A 16,508-nucleotide genomic window follows, 5' to 3' on the forward strand; every position below is an offset into this window, starting at 1 on the left:
TCCTCGCCCGTCTCCCGGGCAGACGCGAATCCCGTCCGCGTCAGGACTGGTCGTGCACGAACTCCACGATCCGGGTCAGCACGCCGGGGTCGGTGTCCGGCGGCACGCCGTGGCCCAGATTGAGGACGTGCGACGGCGCGGCGCGGCCCCGCTCGAGCACGTCCCGGACATGAGCCTCGAGCACGGGCCACGGCGCCGCGAGGAGAGCGGGATCGATGTTCCCCTGCAGCGGCGTCGCACCGCCCAGTCGGCGCGACGCCTCGTCGAGCGGGATCCGCCAGTCGACTCCGATGACGTCGGCTCCGACATCCCGCATCGCGGCGAGGAGTTCGCCGGTGCCCACGCCGAAGTGCACGATCGGCACGTCCAGGGCGCGCACCGGCTCCAGCGCGGCCGCGGAGTGCCGCGCGACCGAGCCGGTGTAGTCGGCGCGGCTCAGCGAGCCCGCCCACGAGTCGAAGAGCTGCCCGGCCGAGGCGCCGGCCTCGATCTGCGCGGCGAGGAAGGCTCCCGTCACGGCTGCGCACCACGACAGCAGCGCCGACCAGGTCGCGGGATCGGAGTGCATCATGGCGCGCGTGCGCAGCTGCTCCTTCGACGGGCCGCCCTCGACAAGGTACGACGCGAGGGTGTAAGGGGCGCCCGCGAACCCGATGAGCGGGGTCTCACCCAGCCGGGCCACCGTCGCGGCGACCGCCTCGCGGATGGGCTCGAGCGCCTCGGGGTCGAGCGGTGGAAGGGCCGCGACATCCGCCGCGGTCCGCACCGGCTTCTCCAGCACCGGACCGCGGCCGGCCACGATGCGGACGTCCACGCCGGCGAGCTTCACGGGGATCACGATGTCGCTGAAGAAGATCGCGGCATCGACGCCGTGCCGACGCACCGGCTGCAGCGTGATCTCGCTCGCGAGCTCGGGGGTCAGGCACGTCTCGAGCATGTCGGTGCCCACGCGCAGCTCCCGGTACTCCGGCAGCGAACGCCCGGCCTGCCGCATGAACCACACCGGCGTCGTCGGCGGACGCTCCCCCCGGTACGCGCGGATCAGCGAGGTGTTTCCGTGAACGACGGGGGGATGCGGAGGATTCAGGGACACACCGTTAACATTAGGCTCGTGCTTCTGTGTCTCACCGCGAACCATCGGAACGCGAGCCTGGACATCCTGGAGCGTCTGTCGGTGGGCGCACCAGCCGCCACCCGCGCCCTCGTCGACGATGAACTGTTCGTCTCGGGCGCGGTCGTACTCGCCACATGCAACCGCTTCGAGGCCTACCTCGACATCGACGAGCCGCTGACCGGAGGCCGTGCGGTCGCCGTGGAGTCGGCCGTCGAGGCGATGGCCTCCGCGAGCGACATCCCGCCCGATGTGCTGCGCGGCTCGGTGTCGGTGCATGAAGGGTCGGATGCCGCAGCCCACCTGTTCGCCGTGACGAGCGGTCTCGAATCCGTCGTCGTCGGCGAAGACGAGATCTCGGGTCAGGTTCGTCGCGCGCTCGACGCCGCGCGCGTTGAAGGGACGACGAGCAGCGAACTCGAGCGACTGTTCCAGAAGGCGGCGCAGACGAGCCGCGGGGTCCGCAGCCGCACCAGCCTGCGAGGAACCCACCGGTCGCTGGTCAGACTCGCGCTCGAACTCGCGTCGAGCCGGGTCGCCGACTGGTCGGCCATGCGCGTGCTGATCGTCGGCACCGGCCGCTACGCCGCGACCACCGCGGACGCTCTCCGGGCACGCGGCGCGCTCGACCTGCACGTCTTCTCGCCGTCGGGCCGGGCGGCCGCATTCGCCGCGAAGCACGGCTTGATCGCCGATTCCTCTTTCGCGGATGCCGCAGGCACCGCCGACGTCGTCATCACCTGCACCGCGGATGCCGTCGTCCACGCCGACGCCTTCGCCCCGGGTCGCCGGGTGCTGGTCATCGACCTCGGACTTCCGCGAAACGTCGATCCCGCCGTCGGGAGCGTCGCCGGCGTCGAGCTGCTCGACCTCGAGACCATCCGCCTGCACGCCCCGCTCGAGGGGTTCGGCGCCCACGCCGACGCGCGCGCGCTGGTCGGAGACGCGGCGGCCGAGTTCGCGGCAGACCGCACCGCCGGACCGGCGATCACCGCGCTGCGGCAGGAGGTGCTGAAGACGGTCGAGGACGAGATCTCCCGGGCGCGTGCCCGAGGCGCCGGCGACGACGTCGAGGCGGCGCTGCGGCACCTCGCCGGAGTGCTGCTGCACCGCCCGTCGTTGCGCATCCGCGAACTCGCGGTCGAAGGCCGCATCGACGAGGTGCACACGGCGCTCGAGACCCTGCACGGCCTCGAGGTCGACGAGCCGCCGACCGCGTCGCCCTGGTCCGAGACCGCGCAGGAAATGATGCCCGAACGTTCCGCTTGACCCTCGCACTGTGTCAGGGTCGAGCGTGGTCAGCATCATGTACACCATCGGAGAGTTCGCCGCGATCGGGCGCGTGAGTGTGCGGATGCTGCGTCACTACGACGCGATCGGCATCCTGCCGCCCGAGCACGTGGACGAACGCACCGGCTACCGCTACTACGCGGATCGCCAGCTCGGCGCGCTGCTGCGCATCGTCGAGCTGCGCGACCTCGGGTGCGGGCTGGATGAGATCGGAGCCGTGCTCGCGGCATCCGATCAGCAGACCGCGCTGCGGGATGCACTGGTGCGTCGCCGCGTCGAGCTCGAGGCGGGCCTCGCGGCCGACACCGAACGGCTCGATCGCATCGACGAACGACTCCGCGCAATGGAAGGAGCAGGAACCATGTCAATCTCCGTCGATTACCGCCCGATGGATGCCGTCACGGTCTACGCCGTCGAGGGGAGGGCGCCGGGCATGGGCCCGGAGAACGTCACCCCCGTCGTCGATCAGATCCTGCCGGGCCTCATCCGCGCGATCGAGGCCTCGGGCGGCGCCCTGAACGAGCCCGGAGTCTTCTGGTACGAAGCCGTGCCGGATTCCGAGGAACTCGCGGTGCACGTCTCATTCACCGCGGATGCCGACCCCCGGGAGGCCGACGGCTACGAGGTCGTCGAGCTTCCGCCGATCGGGACGGCCGCTGTGCTGACGCACTACGGCGACATGCCGAGCATCGGCCGATCCTGGATGGCGCTCATGGAGCAGATCGTCGCCGACGGCTACCGCATCAGCGGACCGACGCGCGAGATCTACGTCGAGGCGGGCTCCGAGGATCAGTCGACGTGGGTGACCGACCTCGTCGCGCCCGTCGAGAAGGTCTGACCAGCGACGCTTCGTCTCGCTTCGCTCGCTCAACGACCGGGGTTGTCGTCGCGCCCCGGTCGTTGAGCGAGGGAGCGCAGCGACCGAGACGAAACGCGTCCACGCTCCGCTCCCTGCAAGACCTGCAAGTCTTGCGTCACCGCCGCAGATTCACGCAAGAATCAAACAGATGAACGGCAATTCACGACTATCTCTTGATCTCGCTTCCATCCGGCCCTAGATTGGCGCCGAACGGGCACCGTCGCCCGCGCCCCCGGATGAATCGAGTCGACGATGACACGACCCAGAACCCTTGTCGCGGCTGCTGCCGCGGCATCCCTCACCATCGGCGTCCTCGCCACCGGATCGGCGGCGGTCGCGGCGCCGCCCCCGGCTGCGTCGTCCGTCGTCACCCGTGCCGCGCTCGCGCCGGCGCTCGTCGCAGGTCGTGGCGCAGACGTCGCGTTCCTCGAGCAGGAGGCCGAGAACGCGGTCACGGACGGCACCGTGATCGGCGGTGGCCGCGACGCGTACACGATCGAGGCGGAGGCATCGGGCCGCAAGGCCGTGAAGCTGCTGCCGGGCCAGTATGTCGAGTTCACGCTGCCCGCGGCCGCCAACGCGATCACGGTGCGCTACAGCATCCCGGACTCGCCGACCGGCGGCGGCCTCACCGCTCCGCTCGCGGTCAGGGCCGGATCGCAGAAGGCGACTCTGACGATGACGTCGCAGTACGCGTACCTGTACAACCAGTACCCGTTCTCGAACGATCCGCAGGCGGACCTGCTGCACACCGACTGGTGGATCACGGAATGTCAGTGCGTTCCGCAGTTCACGACGCCCGTTCCCGAGATCGCGAAGCCGTTCCGGCCGATGAAGTTCTACGACGAGGAGCGTTTGCCGCTCGGCAGGACCCACCAGGCGGGGGAGAAGATCCGCCTTACCGCGCCGGCCGGCGTGGCCTGGACGGTCATCGATCTCATCGACACCGAGAAGGTCGGGCTCCCGTATGTGAAGCTCGTGGCGTCGAACGTGCTGCTCTTCGGCGCTGACCCCACGGGTCGCATGGACTCCGCGCCGGCGATCGAGAAGGCGATCGCGTTCGCGAAGAAGAACCGGCTCACCGTCTACATCCCGCCGGGGACCTATCGGGTCGACAGGCACATCGTCGTCGACGGCGTCACGATCCAGGGTGCCGGCAGCTGGTACACGACGATCAAGGGCGCGCAGGTCGCGCTCGCCACGCCGGCGGCGGACGGCTCGGTGCACACCGGCGTCGGCTTCTACGGAAAGGATGCCGCGGCCGGTGGCAGCTCGAACGTGCATCTGTCCGGGTTCGCGATCCAGGGCGATGTGCGCGAGCGGATCGACACCGACCAGGTGAACGGCATCGGCGGGGCGTTCCACGACTCGTCCTTCACCGGCCTCTACATCCAGCACACCAAGGTCGGGATGTGGTTCGACGGACCGATGTCGAACGTCACCGTCGCCGACAACATCATCGTGGACCAGATCGCCGACGGCCTGAACTTCCACATCGGGGTGACGGACTCGGTCGCGCGGAACAATTTCGTCCGCAACAGCGGGGATGACGGATTGGCGATGTGGGCGGAGTCCCGCGGCGGCACGACGCCGACGAATGCGCGCAACGTGTTCGACCACAACACCGTCCAGACGCCCACCCTCGCGAACGGCATCGCGATCTACGGCGGCACCGACAACACGGTCTCGAACAACCTCGTGGCCGACACGATCCGGGAGGGCAGCGCGCTGCACGCCGGGTCGCGGTTCGGAGCGCATCCGTTCGGCGGGACGCTGACCTTTCAGGACAACACGACCGTCCGTGCCGGAACCTTCGAGCTGAACTGGCGGATCGGCCTCGGGTCGCTCTGGATCTACGCTCTCGAGGGCTCGATCTCCGGCATCCGCGTCACCGGTGACCGCTATCTGGACTCGACCTACAACGCGATCCTCATGGTCGCGGACTTCCCGGTAAAGGATCTCTACACGATCTCGGACGTTGCGTTCAAGGACGTGCAGGTCGACGGCACCGGCACGTCGGTGCTGAGTGGCCGCGTCGCGGGAGGCGCCTCATTCCAGAACGTCGATGCGCGCAACGTCGGCGCGGTGGGCATCAACAACTGCGGGTCGTTCCACTTCACCCCGTCGGGTTCGGAGTTCGCGGTGACCGACCTCGGCGGCAACGACGGCGGCGGCACGACGGGCCCATGGATGGCGTCGTGGGAGCTGCCGAACACCATCACCTGCGACGACCGCCCGCCGGTCGTGGTGCCCCCCGCACCCTCGGCGTGGTGATGCGCATCGCGTGAGGTGAACGACGGATGCCCCGGCCAGGGTGGTCGGGGCACCCGTCGTGCCGCGGGCGCGGGCCGCAGCGACATCGCGAGAAACCAGGTGTCTGCCGAGACATCACGCGGCTGGTGAGGTCCCAGTCGAAAAGTGGTTTCCGGAACGGAATGTGGTTTCTCAACCGGAGCTTGCGGCTGGCCGGATGCCGCTCAGTGGCACGCTACAGCCCTATCCGCTCATCCGAGTGATGCGAAGAACGCCCGCACATCGTCGCTGAGCAGCAGCGGCTCTTCGAGCGCCGCGAAGTGGCCGCCGCGCGGCATGTCGGTCCAGCGCGCTATCGGGTACTTCGTCTCTGCCCATCGGCGCGACGTTCCGGTGATCTCATGGGGGAAGTTCGCGACTCCGACCGGCACCTCGGGCATCGGGTGGTTCCGACCTTCGGGGTCGAGGCGTGACTCGAAGTAGATCGCCGCCGACGAGGCGACGGAATTCGGCGCCCAGTAGAACATGAGGTTCGTCAGGATGTCGTCGACCGAGAACCCCGAGAGGCCGCGGTCGCTCCAGGTCTGGAACTTCTCGAGAATCCACGCGGCGAGCCCGGCGGGGGAGTCGGTCTGCGCGACGGCCAGGGTCTGGGGCTTCGTGCCCTGGATCGCGCTGTAACCGCGCTCGGTCGCTGAGTAGATAGCGAGATCGTCGAGGTGCCGCCGCTCATCCGGGGTGGCATCGCTCGACCAGGTCGGGTCGATATCACCGATGCTCAGCGGGTAGTTCGTGTGCAGTCCGATGACGGCCTCGGGATGCAGCTGTGCGAGCCGGGATCCGATGATCGCACCCCAATCACCCCCCTGCACGCCATAGCGCTCATGGCCGAGCACGTCCGTCATGAGCGAGTGGAACGCCTCGGCCGACCTCGTGACCCCCCACCCGGGCTCGGCGGGTTGGCCGCCGAACCCGAAACCCGGAAGCGAGGGGATGACGAGCTCGAACGACGGGGACCCGGTGGTGAGCGGCTCGATCACATGCCGGAATTCCACGACGCTGCCCGGCCAGCCGTGCAGCAGAAGCAGGGGGAGTCCAGGGCCGGTCGGCGAGCCGACGCGCCAGACGTGCAGGTCGAGTCCGTCGACGCGCGCGAAGTGAGGCTCGAACGCGTTCAGCCATGCCTCGTGTCGGCGCCAGTCATACTCATCGGCCCACACGCGGCAGAATTCCTGGGCAGCGTGAAGGTCGACACCTGCGCGCCATCGAGTTCGTGGCAGCGGCGGCGGCCACCGTGTCGCGCGCAGCCGAGCGCGAAGCTCGTCGAGCACATCGTCGTCGACGTGGATCGGAGCCGGTCTCAGCGGCGTCGTCGTCATACGCCGATTATCCGCCGCCGGCGCGCGCGGTCGTCAGACCCGCGCGGCCTCGCGTGCCCGGAGGTCTTTGCGGAGGATCTTGCCCGCGGTCGACTTCGGGATCGCGTCGATGAACTCGACCCGGCGGACCTTCTTGTGCGGCGCGACGTGCTCCGCCACGAACGACATGACCTCCTCTTCGCTGAGGCCGGAGTCGGGAGCCGCCACGACGAACGCCTTGGGGATCTCCTGCCTCTCGTCATCGAGCACGCCGATGACCGCGGCATCCATGATCTTCGGGTGGGAAAGCAGTAGAGCCTCGAGCTCTGCCGGGGCGATCTGGTAGCCCTTGTACTTGATGAGCTCCTTGACGCGATCGACGATCGAGAAGTAGTCGCCCTCGTGGTACACCGCGATGTCGCCGGTGTGGAGGAACCCGTCGGCGTCGAGTGTCTCCGCGGTCGCCTCGGGCTGATTGAGGTAGCCGGACATGACGTTCGGACCCTTGACCCACAGCTCGCCCGGCTTGGTGACGCCGTCTGCCCCGAGCTCGGTGATCTCCTCACCGGTCTCGGTGTCGATGAGCTTGCAGACCTGGTTAGGCAGCATCGTGCCGACCGAGCTCACCGGGATGTCGTGGCGGCTCGCGGGCATCGCGTGCGAGACCGGGCTGAGCTCGCTCATGCCGTAGCCCTGCATCATCCGCGCGCCGATGCGGCGGCCTGCGACCTCAGCGGTCTCGCCGTCCAGAGGCGCGGCCCCGGAGAACACGGTGTGAACCGTCGAGATGTCGAACTGGTCGACGATGGGGTGCTTGGCGAGGGCGACCGCGATCGGGGGCGCGATGTAGAGGTAGGTGCATCCGTACTTCTGGATGTTGGTCAGGAACTCGACGAGATCGAACTTCGGCATCGTCACGAGGCTCGCCCGCTGCCGGAGAGCGAGGTTCAGCAGCACGGTCATGCCGTAGATGTGGAAGAAAGGCAGGACCGCGAGCACCCGATCGGTCTCGCGCAGGTCGATGTTGGACCGGCACTGCTGCACGTTCGCGACGAGGTTGCGGTGCGTGAGCATGACACCCTTGGGGACGCCGGTCGTGCCCGACGAATACGGCAGCACGGCGATGTGCGTCGAGGGATCGAAGCTCACGTCGGGGGCCGCCTGCTGCTCCATCAGGAGCTCCCGCAGGTTCGGGTGACCGGCCGCGCCGTCCAGCACGATGACACGCTCGTGCGGGATGCCGGCGGCTTCGGCGGCTGCGCTCGCCTGGGGGAGCAGCGGCGAAACCGTGATGAGCCAGGTGGCACCGGCATCCGTCAGCTGCTTCTGGATCTCGCCCGCGGTGTAGAGGGAGTTGATCGTGGTGACGGTGGCGCCGGCGCGGAGGATGCCGTGGAACACCGTCGCGAACGCCGGCACGTTCGGGCACAGGAGTCCGAGCACTGTCTCGGTGTCGACACCGCGCGCGGCCAGTGCTCCGGCGAAGGCGTTCACCTGGGCGCGTAGCGCTCCGTACGTCGTCTCGGCGCCCGACGCGGCATCGATCAGCGCGATCGTCGCGGCCTCCTCGTCGCTGAGCGATGCGAAGAGGAAGTCGTAGACCGAGACTTCGGGGATCTCGACATCGGGAAACGAACTGGTGAACACGAAACTCTCCTTTGACGATCGTGCGCCGCGTCGTTGCGGCATCCCGTGCCGGGACCCCTACATCATGCCACTCGTGCGACCCGGTACCAGCGGTCGAGGCACTCAGTACGGCCGGTTGCTACATCGGATGCCCTGTTCGAGTCCTTCGTCGAGATCCCCGATCGATCAGGCCAGCGAGTGCTCGCGCGCTCCGCGGCCGAGCCGCTCCGCCGCGAGTCCCTCGGCGGCTTCGAGCGGGGTCACACCTCGGGCTTCCGCTTCGTCGAAGATGCGGCGGACGGTGTCGCCGATCGCCGCGACACGCTCCATGATCTCGCCGCGGCTGCCGAGGTGCTTCGCCTCGAGGTCGAGGTAGATGACACCGCCCGCGTTGACCACGAAGTCGGGCGCATACAGGATGCCGCGACCGGCGAGCCGCGCGGCGCCGCTGCGATCGGCGAGAGGGTTGTTCGCCGGGCCGCACACGGCCTTCGCGTCCAGCGCGTCGATCACGTCGTCGGTGAGCAGACCGCCGATCCCGGCCGGTACGAAGACGTCGGCGGGAACAAGGTGCTCCTCGCCCGGCACAGCCCACGCGGCGCCGAGATCGAGGGCGAGATCGCGCTTGGCCGGGTTGACGTCGGTGATGGTGAGCGCCGCGCCCTCCGCGGCGAGCCGGACCGCCAGCCGGCCGCCGACCTGGCCGAGTCCCGAGATCGTGATGCGACGGCCGGCGACACCCCCGCTGCCGGCGACGCGCTCGAGGGTGGCACGCAGCGACTCGTAGACGCCGAGGCTCGTGGGCCCGGCGGGCTCGCCCGAGCCGCCGACCGCGTCGGGGAGTCCCACGACGTGCTCGGTGCGCTCGCTGACCACCAGCATGTCCTCCGTCGTCGATCCGACGTCTTCGGCGGTCCGGTATAGCCCGTGCAGCGACTCGACGGCGTCGCCGAGGTCGAGGAAGGCGGCGCGGCGGCGCTCGTGGTCGAGGGTCTCGCCCGGACCGAGGGCGATGACGGACTTGCCGCCACCGGCATCCAGGCCCGCCGCGGCGTTCTTCAGGGTCATGGCCGCCGAGAGTCGCAGGGCGTCGCCGAGAGCGTCGCTCCAGTGCGGGTACGTCCACAGCCGCGCGCCGCCGAGCGCCGAGCCGAGCACGGACGAGTGCAGGGCGACGGTGATGAACAGGCCGCTGCGTCGTCCGGTGATCACCTCCACACGTTCGTGGGTGAAGTCGGGAAGAGGCAGGGTGTGCGTCATCGCATGTTCCTTCCGGCTGGCCTTGTGGGCGCCGTGTCGCGGTGCCGCGGCTTTGCGGCATCCACCGTCTATTGCACCACTGGCTGACGGAGTGTTCAACCACCTCGCCGTGGATTGCGCATAATGCGCAGTCAGGGAGGCTAATCTCGGTGCATGGCGGAGCAGTACACCCACGGACACCACGAGAGCGTGCTGCGGTCGCACGCCTGGCGCACGGCGGAGAACTCCGCCGCCTACCTGCTGCCGCACCTTCGACGGGGGCTCACGGTGCTCGACGTCGGCGCCGGGCCGGGCACCATCACGCTGGATATCGCGCGGCTGGTGTCGCCCGGCGCGGTGACGGGGGTGGATGCCGCGGCCGACGTGGTCGCACAGGCAGCGGCGCTCGCGGTGGCCGAGGGTGTCCGCAGCGTCGAGTTCATCGTCGGGGACGCCTACGCGCTGGAGCGTCCCGAGGGCGGCTACGACGTGGTCCACGCTCACCAGGTGCTGCAGCATCTGGCGCGCCCGGTCGATGCGCTGCGCGAGTTCCGCCGGGTGCTCTCGCCCGACGGGGTGGTCGCGGTGAGGGATGTCGATTATGAGGGTGTGATCTGGCATCCGCGGCTGCCCGGACTCGACGAGTGGCTGGATGTATACCTGCGGACACACCGCGCGGTCACGGGCGAGCCGGCGGCCGGGCGCCTGCTCAAGTCCTGGACGCGCGAAGCCGGATTCGCCGAGGTCGCCGCCTCCGCATCGGTGTGGCTGTTCGAGGCGCCTGCGGACCGCGCCTGGTGGGGCGGGATGTGGGCCGACCGGGCCGTGCAGTCCTCGTTCGCCGACCATGCGCAGAGCCACGGCATCACCGATCGCGCCGGACTCGAGCGGATCTCGGCGGGCTGGCGCGAGTGGGCCGCCGCCGAGGACGGCTGGCTGCTGCTGCCGCACGGCGAGGCGCTCGCCCGCGGCTAGGCTGGCTCGCGTGACCGAGCACCTCCCCGCCCGAAGCCGCCTCGTCCACGACTCGCTCCGCGCTGCAGGCATCGAAGGGCGGATCGTCGTGCTGCCGGATGCCGCGTCCACCGCGCCCCTGGCCGCGGCGGCGCTCGGGATCGACGTCGGCGCGATCGCCAACAGCCTGGTGTTCTGGTCCGACGACGAGCCGCTGCTGGTCATGACGAGCGGCGCGCACCGCGTGGACACGACCGCACTGGCGGAGCGGATCGGCCGCACGAGGATCCAGCGGGCCACGCCCGAGCAGGTGCGGGAGGCGACCGGTCAGGCGATCGGCGGCGTGGCCCCGACGGGGCATCCGCGGCCGCTCACGACGATCGTGGACGAGCACCTCGCCGCGTACCCGCAGATCTGGGCGGCGGCGGGGACGCCGCACACGGTTTTCCCGCTCACCTTCGATGAACTCCTGCGGCTGACCGGCGGCACCGTGTCGAAGGTCGACGCGGGCTAACCGCGCGCGACGCCGGCTGGCCCGGGCGGCGCGGGTTAGATGCGCACGACGCGGACAGCCGCCGCGCACGCGATGGCGGCCGCCGCCGACCACGCCTGCGGCCGACACGCGGCGGGATAGGGCGTGGGGGCACGGGTCTCGGACGCGGGGTCGCCGGAATACAGTTCCGGCACGCGGAAGCCGAAACCCTCCGCCGCCGCGAGCAGTCCGTCGACGACCTGCAGAGCCTCGTCGCGAAGCCCGGCGCGCGACATCCCGTGCACCGCTATGGCGGTGTCGTGCGCCCAGACGCTGCCGCCGTGGTAGCTCAGCGGCCAGTAGCCGGCCGCAGCGGTCGACATCGTGCGGATGCCGAACCCCGACGACATCGATGGGCCGAGCAGGAGCGAGGCGATGTGCGATTCCTCGTCGGGATCGAGGATTCCCGTTCCGATCAGGTGGCCGATGTTGCTGGTGAGCGTGTCGACCGGTCGCTGATCGGCGTCGAGCGCGATGCCGGGATAACGGCCCTCGGGCGTCTCGACCCAGAACACCCGGCGGAAGCGCTCGCGCAGGGCGGCGGCCCAGTCGCGCAGGGCGTCGCCGCCCGGCTCGGCGAGCGCATCGAGGGCGTCCGCGCCGCGCCGCGCCGCTTCATACGCGTAGCCCTGCACTTCGCACAGCGCGATCGGTCCCTGGGCGAGCGATCCGTCGCGCCACTGGATCGAGTCGCCCGAGTCCTTCCAGCCCTGGTTGGCGAGACCGTGCCCCGTCTGGTCGATGTAGTCGATGAAGCCGTGGCCCGACCCGTCGCCGTAGTCGGTCATCCAGGCGAGGGCGGCGCGCAGCGCGGGCAGCAGCGCGATGACCTCGTCGCGCGGCATCCCGGCATCGAAGGCCTCAGCGAGCAGGCACACCCAGAGCAGGGTCGCATCGACCGTTCCGTAGTACAGCGGCGGCAGCAGCACCTCTTCGCTCGGCAGCGCCAGCGGGGCGCTGCGCAGCTCGTGCGGGATCTTTCCGGGCTGCTCCGCCGTCGAAGTGTCGACGCGCTCGCCCTGCAGGCGGGCGAGCACGCGCAGGGTGGATGCCGCGATCCCGGCGTCGACCGGCAGCGCGAGGCGTGCCGCCCAGAGCGAGTCGCGCCCGAAGAGAGTGAAGAACCATGGCGCCCCTGCGGCGTAGAACTCGTCCTCCGGATGGTCGGGCAGCGCCAGCCGCAGCGCGTCGAGGTCGCCGAGGGCGGCATCCTGCCATCGCGTGATGCGGGAGTCCCGCGGACTGTCGTCCCGCAGCGCGGCGACATCGGTCGCGCCGCCCGCCCCCTGCACGACGAGGGAGGGGTCTTCGAGCGTCAAAGACCACGAGACCGCCGCAGTCGCGGCGGGACCCACGCGCAGATCCCACGTGAGGACCAGTGCTCCCTCGTCGGTCTGCAGGTCAGCGCCGGGCGCGGCGATCGTGAACGACTGGATGCCGGAGGTCACCCTGAAGGGAGCGTCCACGCCGATCGCGCCCGTCGCGTCCCAGGGTCGTGCCGTCGCGATGCCCGCCTTGATCTCCTGCATGGGGGCGAAGTCGGGCACCACCCGCAGCCGGAGCGTCGTCTCGAGCGCGCGCGTGAGCCGCGACACGATGGTAACCGTCTCGCCGACGGCGCCGTCCGCGACGACACGCTCCCGCAGCAGCCGCACCTTCGGGTCCGCAGACGGGTCGTCGAGAGCGCGCAGGAGACCGCCGAAGACGACGCGCGATGGGCCGTCCGGCGACACCGAGATCCACTCCGGCGGGTCTCCGTCGCAGGTGAGCACCGCCGCGCGCACGTGCCGGACGTCACCGTGGTAGACGCCGTGGATCGCCGCCGAGCCGAGATCGCCGGAAGCCGCCGACCACACCTGAGTCGGTGCTCGCAGCGTGATGACCGCGTCGCTCAGGAGCGGCTGCAGCGGCGAACCGTGAAGGGGCGGGTCCGTCATCCCTTCTCAGCCCCCTCGCTCGTGTTCATGATCCGCTTCTGGAAGATGAAGAACATCACAGCCACGGGGATGGTCATGATCGCGGCAGCTGCCAGCTTGATGGGGAACTGGTTGCCCTGGCTGAGCTGACCGGAGGCGAGGGACGCGACGCCTTTCGTCAGGGTGGTGAGCGCCGGGGACTGCGTCGACACGATGAAGTGGTTCAGCTCGTTCCACGACCCTTGGAACGAGAGGATGATGATCGCTATGAGTGCGGGCCGTGCCATCGGCAGGACGACCGACCAGAAGACCCGGAAGGCCCCCGCGCCGTCGATCCGGGCCTGCTCCTCGACCGACACCGGGATCGATTCGAAGAAGTTCTTCATGATGAAGATGCCCGCCGCGTCCACCAGCAGCGGCAGGATCATGCCCGCGTAGGAGTCGTAGATTCCGATCTGGTTCAGGACCAGGAACTTCGGGATGAGCAGAACGACGCCGGGAACGGCCATGACCCCGACGACCGCGGCGAAGATCACGGCCCGGCCACGGAAATGAAGCCGCGCCAACGCGTAACCCGCCAGTGACACGAAGAAGACGCGTCCCAGCGTGACGAAGATGGTGACGATCGCGGAGTTGGCGAACCACAGGGGGAAGTCGCTCCGTGAGAACAGCAGCTCGTACGCCGCGAACGACCAGACCGACGGAATCAGCGAGATCGGGTCCGCCGTGGCCTCCGCATCCGTCTTGAAGGACGTCGCCACCTGCACGAGGAACGGATAGATGTAGATGATCGCGAGAACGATCAGGGTCGCATAGAGCAGCACCTGACCGCCGACCGACCTCACGGTCAGCCGCGGGCGCCGAGCGCGCGGGCGCGGCGACGTGACGACGGCCGTGTCGGCGACGGCAACGGGTGTGATGGTCATGATGGCGTCGATCCCTTCACGAGTTCCGGGGTGCGAGACGGCGGGACCGGCGGCTGACCCTTCACCTGATACTTGCGCGCCCGACGCTTCGACACGGGACGCTCACGGAGCACCCAGCGCTGGAAGAGGGTGAACACGATGATGATGAGGAACAGGATGAACGCGATGGCGGAACCCTGTCCCCATTTCTGATTCTCGAACGCCGCTTGGTAGGAGAGGTAAGCCGGAGTCAGAGTGGTCTTCGCCGGTCCGCCCTGGGTGCCGGTGTAGATCTGATCGAACACCTGCCAGCAGCCGATCAGACCCAGGGTCAGCACTGTGAAGATCGTGGGTCGAAGCTGGGGAAGCGTGATGCGCCAGAATCGCTGCCACCCGTTCGCGCCATCCATCATCGCGGCTTCGCCGAGCTCGACTCCGACGTTCTGAAGTGCCGCGACGAAAAGGAGCATGAATGTGCCGCTCGTCGTGAAGATGCCCATCAGGATGAAGGCGGTCATCGCGACTGACGGCCCCGCGAGCCACTCCCACCACGTGACGCCGAGGAACTTGTTCGTCAGCAGCCATTGGGGGCCGTCGAGCGGCCCCCTTCCCAAAGCGAGGTGGATGATTCCGCGTGGTTCGTGGAACCAGTTCGGTCCGTTGATTCCGATCCGCGCCAGGACGGCGTTCACGACGCCGAACTTCGCGAAGAGGAAGAGCCACAGGATCGTGATCGCGACGGAACTCGTCACGGACGGGAAGAAGAAGGAAGTTCGGAAGAAGCCGCGCCCGCGGAGGACCGCGCGACTGACGAGGACCGCTAGGAAGAGAGACAAAGCCGTCTGCAGCGGCACGACGAGCGCCACGTACCAAGCATTGTTGCGCAGCGACAGGCCGAAGTTGCGCTCGGTGAGGCCGCCGCCGGTCGTGACATCGGCGTAGTTCGCCAGTCCGACGAAGCTGACACCGGGAGACAGGGGGCTGCCACGGCCATTCCAGTCCGAGAAGCTCACCCACAGCGCCATGAGCACCGGGATGAAGAGGAAGAGGCCGAGGATGATGATCACTGGGGCCGTGAAGATCCACCCGGCGAGGCCCTCGCCACGCCGGATCCCGGAGGATCCGGCGCGGCGAGGGGTCTTGACCCGGTCGGTCATGTCAGCCGCCGACCACGGCCTCGAGGTTCGTCTGCACCGAGTCGAGTATCGCCTTCGGGTCACCGGTCTTCAGGCCTTCAAGCTGCGCGTTGAAGTCGGCGATGACCTCGTTCGCACCGGCCTCGTTCGGCAGATACTGCGCGTAGTCCGCGCCCTTGAGGAACGCCGTCAGGTCGGGGTTCTCGCTGCTCCACTGCTCAGCTGCCGATTGGATCGACGGCATCGGACCGAAGGCCTTCGAGAACGCCAGCTGCTGATCCTTCGACGTCAGGTACTCGACGAGGTTGAGCGCGGCCTTCTGGTTCGGGCTGTCGGCTGCCATGCCCCAGCAGTTGGTGAACTGCAGGGTGCCCTGCCCGGCCGCACCGGCAGGGAGCTCGGCGACCGTATATTTGATGTTCGGGTAGTCGGCTGTCATCGCACCGCCGATCCAGTTGCCCTCGATCACCATCGCGGCCGACTGCTTGCCGAAGGCCTCGCCGCCCCAGCCTGCGCCGACGTCCTTGGCGTAGGCGAAGTTGCCGGCGTTGAGGCCTTCTTTCACGTAGTTCAGAGCATCGACGTTCTGCTGGCTGTTGGCCACGGCCTTGCCGTCGACCACGAGTCCGCCGCCGCTCGCTTGGGCCATGAACGTGCCGATGCGCGCATACTCACCACCGAAGGCGAGTCCGACGACGCCATTTGCCGTGAGCTTCTTGCTGACCGTCGTGAGGTCATCCCACGTTTTCGGGATGTCGGCAGCCGTCAGCCCCGCCTTCGACCACAGGTCGTTGTTGATGATCAGTGCGAGCGTCGAGAAGTCTTTCGGGGCGCAGTAGAAGTCGCCGTTCACGGTGAAGTTCTTGACAAGCGAAGGATAGAAGTCGTCCTTGTTCTTCAGCAGGTCGCCGTACGCCTTGAGCGAGCCGTTTTTCACGTAGCCGGCGATGAAGTCGGGCGACAGATAGAACAGGTCCGGCGGGGAGCCCGCCGCGAAGCCCTGTGCGAGCTGCTGGTTCAGGTCGTTCGCCACCTGGACAGTCGCCTTGACGCCCGAATCCTTCGACCACGCCGCGACCGCGTTCTCGACTGCTGTGGTCTCGGCCTCGCCGCTCGAGCCGATCAAGAGCGTGAGCGGGTCGTTCGACGATGTCAGCGCGCTCGCCCCGCTGGTTCCGGTGTCGGCCGGTTTGTTGAAGCCGGAGCCGCCGCAGCCCGAAAGCGCGAGTGCTCCCGTGATGAGGAGCGCGCCGGCTCCGAGGGCGGCGCGCATCGTGTGCCGTGTCATGTCTCTCTCCTTTGATGAGTCAGGCTCGACGACCGACCCTG

The 16,508-nt window shown here is 68.8% G+C and carries 13 protein-coding genes; 5 read left to right on the top strand and 8 right to left on the bottom strand.

The window, feature by feature from the left end; all coding sequences use genetic code 11:
- Positions 1 to 40: 40 nt before the first annotated feature.
- On the bottom strand, positions 41 to 1,093 hold the full coding sequence (gene hemE / locus ABD212_RS18005) for a uroporphyrinogen decarboxylase (protein WP_344097352.1): 1,053 nt from the start codon (positions 1,091 to 1,093) through the stop codon (positions 41 to 43).
- 18 nt (positions 1,094 to 1,111) lie between these two features.
- Between hemE and ABD212_RS18010 the strand changes: the two genes are divergently transcribed.
- The 3 genes from ABD212_RS18010 to ABD212_RS18020 all read left to right on the top strand — a co-directional run bounded on the left by ABD212_RS18010 (position 1,112) and on the right by ABD212_RS18020 (position 5,534).
- A complete protein-coding gene (locus tag ABD212_RS18010) occupies positions 1,112 to 2,380 on the top strand; it encodes a glutamyl-tRNA reductase (protein ID WP_344097354.1) in 1,269 nt (422 codons plus the stop codon).
- A 25-nt stretch (positions 2,381 to 2,405) separates the two neighbouring features.
- Positions 2,406 to 3,239 (top strand): MerR family transcriptional regulator, encoded by an 834-nt coding sequence (locus ABD212_RS18015; protein WP_344097357.1) that lies wholly within the window; start codon positions 2,406 to 2,408, stop codon positions 3,237 to 3,239.
- A 273-nt stretch (positions 3,240 to 3,512) separates the two neighbouring features.
- The gene (locus tag ABD212_RS18020) at positions 3,513 to 5,534 is read left to right on the top strand and encodes a glycosyl hydrolase family 28-related protein (protein ID WP_344097360.1); all 2,022 of its coding nucleotides are present in this window, start codon (positions 3,513 to 3,515) and stop codon (positions 5,532 to 5,534) included.
- A 230-nt stretch (positions 5,535 to 5,764) separates the two neighbouring features.
- On the opposite strand, the gene ABD212_RS18025 is transcribed toward ABD212_RS18020, so the two are convergent.
- The 3 genes from ABD212_RS18025 to ABD212_RS18035 form a co-directional block, all read right to left on the bottom strand.
- On the bottom strand, positions 5,765 to 6,892 hold the full coding sequence (locus ABD212_RS18025) for an epoxide hydrolase family protein (protein ID WP_344097362.1): 1,128 nt from the start codon (positions 6,890 to 6,892) through the stop codon (positions 5,765 to 5,767).
- A gap of 33 nt (positions 6,893 to 6,925) precedes the next feature.
- Positions 6,926 to 8,518, bottom strand: coding sequence for an AMP-binding protein (locus tag ABD212_RS18030; RefSeq protein ID WP_344097363.1), 1,593 nt, complete (start codon positions 8,516 to 8,518; stop codon positions 6,926 to 6,928).
- A gap of 165 nt (positions 8,519 to 8,683) precedes the next feature.
- On the bottom strand, positions 8,684 to 9,757 hold the full coding sequence (locus ABD212_RS18035; protein ID WP_344097365.1) for a Glu/Leu/Phe/Val dehydrogenase family protein: 1,074 nt from the start codon (positions 9,755 to 9,757) through the stop codon (positions 8,684 to 8,686).
- Between the two features lie 153 nt (positions 9,758 to 9,910).
- On the opposite strand from ABD212_RS18035, the gene ABD212_RS18040 reads away from it, so the two are divergent.
- Both ABD212_RS18040 and ABD212_RS18045 read left to right on the top strand, forming a co-directional pair.
- Positions 9,911 to 10,711 carry a methyltransferase domain-containing protein gene (locus ABD212_RS18040; RefSeq protein WP_344097367.1) on the top strand — a complete coding sequence of 267 codons (801 nt, stop codon included), beginning with the start codon at positions 9,911 to 9,913 and terminating at the stop codon, positions 10,709 to 10,711.
- Positions 10,712 to 10,721: 10 nt separating this feature from the next.
- Positions 10,722 to 11,204 carry a YbaK/EbsC family protein gene (locus ABD212_RS18045; protein ID WP_344097369.1) on the top strand — a complete coding sequence of 161 codons (483 nt, stop codon included), beginning with the start codon at positions 10,722 to 10,724 and terminating at the stop codon, positions 11,202 to 11,204.
- 35 nt (positions 11,205 to 11,239) lie between these two features.
- Here the strand turns inward: ABD212_RS18045 and ABD212_RS18050 are convergent, their stop codons facing one another.
- The 4 genes from ABD212_RS18050 to ABD212_RS18065 are packed head-to-tail and all read right to left on the bottom strand — an operon-like array spanning position 11,240 to position 16,467.
- On the bottom strand, positions 11,240 to 13,159 hold the full coding sequence (locus tag ABD212_RS18050) for a glycogen debranching N-terminal domain-containing protein (RefSeq protein ID WP_344097372.1): 1,920 nt from the start codon (positions 13,157 to 13,159) through the stop codon (positions 11,240 to 11,242).
- Positions 13,156 to 14,064 (bottom strand): carbohydrate ABC transporter permease, encoded by a 909-nt coding sequence (locus ABD212_RS18055; RefSeq protein ID WP_344097375.1) that lies wholly within the window; start codon positions 14,062 to 14,064, stop codon positions 13,156 to 13,158. Before ABD212_RS18055 ends, ABD212_RS18050 begins: the two co-directional genes overlap by 4 nt.
- Positions 14,061 to 15,200, bottom strand: a complete 1,140-nt coding sequence (locus tag ABD212_RS18060; protein ID WP_344097377.1) for a carbohydrate ABC transporter permease — start codon at positions 15,198 to 15,200, stop codon at positions 14,061 to 14,063. The genes ABD212_RS18055 and ABD212_RS18060 overlap by 4 nt, the downstream gene beginning before the upstream one ends.
- Before the next feature lies 1 nt (position 15,201).
- A complete protein-coding gene (locus tag ABD212_RS18065) occupies positions 15,202 to 16,467 on the bottom strand; it encodes a sugar ABC transporter substrate-binding protein (RefSeq protein WP_344097379.1) in 1,266 nt (421 codons plus the stop codon).
- Between the last annotated feature and the right edge of the window lie 41 nt (positions 16,468 to 16,508).

Origin of the sequence: Microbacterium deminutum (assembly GCF_039530205.1) — a bacterium.
GTDB lineage: Bacteria > Actinomycetota > Actinomycetes > Actinomycetales > Microbacteriaceae > Microbacterium > Microbacterium deminutum.